Genomic DNA, 5,127 nt, shown 5'->3' with positions numbered 1-5,127 from the left:
GGCTCAGCGGCGCCCGGCGGGCCCGGCGTCCGTCGACGCCCAGGGGTCAGCCCCGGGTCGGGCGGGACCCGGCGGGGACCTCCGAGGGCCGCTGCTGCCGGGGAAGCCCGCCGGCGTCCGTCGAGCGCGGAGCCCGGCGGGGCCGCCGCCGTCAGCTCTCGTAGAAGATCCGGTCCACGACCGCACGCGCCCGCCGGGTGGTGCGCCGGTAGTCCTCCAGCATCTCTCCCGCGTGCCCCGGGTCGTAGCCGAGGTAACGGGCGACGCCCGACAGCTCCCGGGTGGCGTTGGGGAAGGTGTCCCCCGGCCTGCCGCGCACCAGCAGCGCCGCGTTGCGCACCCGCGACGCCAGCAGCCACGCCTCGTCGAGCGTCTGGAGGTCGTCCTCGTCGAGCAGTCCCACCGCGTGGGCCGCGGCGAGGGCGGGACGCGTCCGGGTGGTCCGCAACTCGGGGTGGTCGTGGGCGTGCCGGAGCTGGAGCAGCTGCACGGTCCACTCCACGTCGGAGAGACCGCCCCGCCCCAGCTTGGCGTGGAGCGTGGGGTCGGCACCGCGCGGCAGCCGCTCCGCCTCCATCCGGGCCTTGAGCCGCCGGATCTCGCGTTCGGCGTCCTCACCCGGCCCGCCGTCCGGGTAGCGGACGGGGTCGACCAGCGCCAGGAACCGCTCACCGAGCCCGGTGTCCCCCGCCATCGGCTGGGCCCGCAGCAGCGCCTGGCTCTCCCACACCCGGCTCCAGCGCCGGTAGTACGCCGCGTACCCGGTGAGACTGCGGACCAGTGGACCGCTCTTCCCCTCAGGACGCAGGTCGGCGTCGATCAGCAGCGGCGGATCGGGCGCCGGGATCTGGAGCAGCCTCCGGAGTTCGTTGGCCACCGCGTGCGCGGCGCGGGACGCCTCCTCGTCGCTGACGCCCTCGCGGGGCTCGTGGACGAACAGGACGTCCGCGTCCGAGGCGTAGTTGAGTTCCTGCCCGCCGAAGCGGCCCATGCCGATGATGACGAACCGGGTGGGCAGTTCGTCACCGCTGTGGGTGCGGGCGGCGGTGCGCAGCGCGCCCGCCAGCGCGGCGGCGTTGAGGTCGGTCACCGCGGCGCCGACCCGGTCGATCGCCTCGGGCCGCAGCCCGGGGGCCGCGTAGGCGTCGATGACGTCCGCCGCGGCGGTGCGGAAGAGTTCCCGGCGCCGCACCCCGCGGACGGCCGCGACGGCCTCCTCGGCGACGGGGTGCCGGCCGACCGCCGCGAGGATCTCCTGTTCGAGGGCCTCCCTGCCGCGGGGCCGCAGGCCCTCCTCGCCGCCGAGGAGGGCGACGGCTTCGGGCGCCCGCAGCAGCAGGTCGGTGGCGAACCGGCCGGAGGCGACCACCCGGGCCAGGTTCTCGGCGGCGGCGCCCTCGTCGCGCAGCAGCCGCAGGTACCAGGGGGTGTTGCCCAGGGCGTCGGAGACCTTTCGGAAGCCGAGGAGCCCCGCGTCGGGGTCGGCGGAGTCGGCGAACCGGTCGAGGAGGACCGGCAGCAGCGTCCGTTGGATGGACGCCTTGCGGGAGACGCCCGACGCCAGCGCCTTGAGGTGACGGAGGGCGGCGGTGGGGTCCTCGTAGCCGAGAGCGACCAGCCGCTCCTCCGCCGCGCCGAGTGACAACCGGGCCTCGCCCGCGTCGAGTTGGGCGACGGACTCCAGCAACGGGCGGTAGAAGAGCTTCTCGTGGAGCCGGCGGACCACGGCGGCGTGTCGGCGCCAGGCGCGGTTGAGCTCGGCGACCGGGTCCTTGAGGAAGCCGAGGGACCGCCCGATGCCGCGCAGTTCCTCCTCGGTGTCGGGCATCAGGTGGGTGCGCCGCAGCCGGTGGAGCTGGATGCGGTGCTCCACGGTGCGCAGGAACTGGTAGGAGGCGTCGAGTTGGGCCGCGTCGACCCGGCCGACGTAGCCACGGCCGGCGAGAGCGGAGAGGGCGGAGAGCGTGGTGGGGCTGCGCAGTTCGGCGTCGCCTCGTCCGTGCACCAGCTGGAGCAGTTGGACGGCGAACTCGACGTCGCGCAACCCGCCCGGACCGAGCTTGAGTTCCCGCCCGGCGTGGGCGGCGGGGATGGACTCCTCGACCCGCCGTCGCATCTGCTGCACGTCGACGACGAAGTTCTCCCGGGCGGCGGCCTCCCAGACCAGGGGGGAGACGGCCGCGTGGTACTCCTCGCCCAGTGCCCGGTCACCGGCGACCGGGCGGGCCTTGAGCAACGCCTGGAACTCCCAGGTCTTGGCCCACCGGCGGTAGTAGGCGAGGTGGCTGGCGAGGGTGCGGACGAGGGGGCCGTTGCGTCCCTCGGGCCGCAGGTTCGCGTCCACCGGCCAGATGGTGCCCTCGGCGGTGCTGTCGGAGCAGATCCGCATGAGGCGGCCCGCGAGGCGGGTCGCGGCCTGGAGGGCGGGGCCCTCGGCGTCCTGACCGGCGCCCTCGGGCGCCTCGGCCACGAAGATGACGTCCACGTCGGAGACGTAGTTCAGCTCTCCGCCGCCGCACTTGCCCATGCCGACGACGGCGAGCCGGCAGCGTTCGGCGTCCTCGGGCGCCTCGGACGCGGCGATGCGCAGCGCGGCCCGCAGCGTGGCCGTGGCGAGGTCGGCGAGTTCGGCGGCGGTCTCGACGAAGCCGCTGGTGCCGCTGAGGTCGCGGGCGGCGATCATCAGCAGGGCGCGTCGGTACGCCAGCCGCAGTCGGTCCGGGTCGTCCGCGCCGGCGAGAGCGGTCTCGAAGTCGGCCAGTCCCGGGTGGAGGTCCGCGGTGTCGAACGAGACGAGGACGCGCCACTCGTCGGGGTGGGCGGCGAGGTGGTCGCCCATGGCCTCGGAGGCGCCCAGTACGGAGAGCAGCCGGTCGCGGAGGGGCTTGCTGGAGGTGAGGGTCTTCAGCAGCAGGGTGCGGTCGGCCTGTTCGGGCTGGTTCTCGGCGATGCGGACCAGGGAGTGCAGCGCGAGGTCGGGGTCGGCGGTGGCCCCGAGCCCGTCGAGGAGGGTGTTGTCGGGCCCGCCGGGGCCGAGTGCCCCGGAGTGGAGGAGTTCCTCCGCCGCGGCGGGGGCGCTGAACCCTCGCCGGGCCAGTTGTCCGAAGAGGCTCTCCCGCCGTCCGCCGACCGCCACGCCGTGTCCTCCCGCTCACCGATCCGCCGTTCCACCGCCCGGCGGGTGGCGGCGTCCCGCGGTGCGGTCCGCGCCGACCCGGCGCGGGGCCCGGTGGTGCCGTCCACCGTGCCGACGGTGGTGCGCCGTCGAGCGTAGCGACTCCGGACGCGCGACGCCGCACGACGGGGCCGGGTCCGGCCCGGGGCGTGCCGGACCGCCGGGTCACGCCCGCGTGGGCGAGCGGCCGGGTCGGGCGGCGGCGTCGCGGCGCACGGGTCACGGCGGGGCGGGCATCAGGGCAGGTGGATCACCGTGTCGGGACGGCTCGCGAGCGTGGCGGGGCGGCCCCGGGGGGGCTCACCGGGGATGGGGACCCGGGGCGAGGGACCAGATCCGTTCGGCGGTCAGCGGACCGTCGGCGGCGAGGAACGCGCCGTGGTCCAGGGCGAGGGGGGCGAGTTGGGAGCCGTGGCCGAGGACGGCCGCCCGTTTGCGCGCCCACGCGTCCGGGTCGAGCCGCGCCGCGTGGGCCACCGTGGTGCGGTAACGGCCGCGCAGTTCGCGGAAGGCTGTGCCCCAGGTCTCGCTGGCGGCCAGGGCGTCGTCGGTCCGCTCGCCGCCCCACCCGGGGAGGTGGCCGGTGTAGGGGAGGTCGGCGTAGACGAACGGCGTGAGGTCGGCCCGGTCCGCCAGCGCGCGGAGCGTCACCTCGCGGACGGTGCGGTGGTCGGGCTGGTTCGTGCCGAGCGGCAGCAGGACGGCGGTGCCCGGGGCCACCGTGCCGAGCGCCTCGGTGAGTTCGGGCAACCCCGGGTCGCCGCCGTACGGGCCGTCGGCGTGACCGAGGGTGCGGCGTGCCACACCGAGGAGGGAGCAGGCCCAGACGTCCTCGGCGTCCCGCACCCGGTGCGCCTCGGCGGCGGAGGTGAACCCGCAGGAGGCGTCCCACCAGGAGACGGTCGCCCCGGGCGGCGGCGGTCCGGCATGGACGGTGAGCACGGTCACCGGCGCCGGAAGCCGGACCAGCAGACCGGCCAGCGACAGCGCCGCGTCGTCGAAGTGCGGGGAGACGACGAGTGTCCCGGGGGCCGACCCGGCGGACTCGGTGGAAGCGGTCGGCTCGGTCGGCTCGGTCGTCTCGGTGGACGCCGTGGAGGCGGTGGAAGCGGCGGGCTCGGGCGACTGGTGCACTGTGCTCCTCGGGCTGTGGGGTGCGCGGGGCAGGGCGGGGCGGGCCGGGGCGCGGTGGCATGGGGCGGAGGGCCTGGTCACGCGGGCGACGGGGCCTGCGGGTCAGGGCCAGAGGTGGGCGGGGTCGAGTCGGCGGAAGACCCCGTCCCACGCGGCGTCGTCTCCCTGCCACCGGCCGGGAACGAGGGGCGTGGTGTCCCAGCCGACGCCCGGCGGGAGGGTGCCGGCGTCCCGGGGCGGGGTGCGGCGCACCCAGAGGAGGGCGAACCGGTGGTGCGGGTGGGCGGCGGCGATGGTGGCGCGCAACCGCCGCAGGTCGCGGGCCTCGCTCTCGTCGAAGGCGTCGTGGTGGACGTAGAGCACGCGGTCGGGTGAGGCGGCCCGTGCGCGGAACCGTTCGGCGAGGTGCTCGAACTTGACCCGGATTTGCGGTAGTTGTTTCTCGATGTCGGCCGCGGAGAGGCGGCCGGACGCCGATGGCGCGAAGTCGTGGAAGAAGCGGATGTCGGAGCCCCGGTCCAGCGCGCAGTGGCCGTCGCTGAACGGTTCGACGGCGCCGGGACGCAGCACCTCGCGGAAGTCGCTGTCGATGGTCTCCACGACGGAGGCGAGTTCGAGGTCGAGCCAGTCGAAGAAGGCGGCGCGCTCGTCGCCGGTGATGCGACGGAGCTGATGGGTGACCTCGCAGTGGTAGCCGAGTCCCACGCAGACGTCGAAGGGGCGGGGCGGTGCGGATGGGGTGGGCATGGTGGCCTCTCCGGAGAGCCGCGAGGTGGGCGCGGCGGTGGGGGTCCGGTCGTCGGCGGCAGGGCGGGGGC

General features: G+C 75.9%; 3 protein-coding genes. All 3 read right to left on the bottom strand.

The window, feature by feature from the left end; translation table 11 throughout:
• Positions 1–151: 151 nt before the first annotated feature.
• The 3 genes from HCJ92_RS22015 to HCJ92_RS22005 all read right to left on the bottom strand — a co-directional run bounded on the left by HCJ92_RS22015 (position 152) and on the right by HCJ92_RS22005 (position 5,056).
• Positions 152–3,136 carry a bifunctional [glutamine synthetase] adenylyltransferase/[glutamine synthetase]-adenylyl-L-tyrosine phosphorylase gene (locus tag HCJ92_RS22015; protein ID WP_167935359.1) on the bottom strand — a complete coding sequence of 995 codons (2,985 nt, stop codon included), beginning with the start codon at positions 3,134–3,136 and terminating at the stop codon, positions 152–154.
• Positions 3,137–3,475: 339 nt separating this feature from the next.
• Positions 3,476–4,309, bottom strand: a complete 834-nt coding sequence (locus HCJ92_RS22010; RefSeq protein WP_167935358.1) for a PIG-L family deacetylase — start codon at positions 4,307–4,309, stop codon at positions 3,476–3,478.
• 102 nt (positions 4,310–4,411) lie between these two features.
• Positions 4,412–5,056, bottom strand: a complete 645-nt coding sequence (locus HCJ92_RS22005; RefSeq protein ID WP_167935357.1) for a DUF1796 family putative cysteine peptidase — start codon at positions 5,054–5,056, stop codon at positions 4,412–4,414.
• Positions 5,057–5,127: the final 71 nt, after the last annotated feature.

This window comes from Streptomyces spiramenti, from assembly GCF_012034385.1.
GTDB classification, from domain to species: Bacteria; Actinomycetota; Actinomycetes; order Streptomycetales; family Streptomycetaceae; genus Streptomyces; species Streptomyces spiramenti.
Note: the sequence above shows the minus strand (reverse complement) of the source record. Positions and strands in the feature narration are given on the sequence as shown.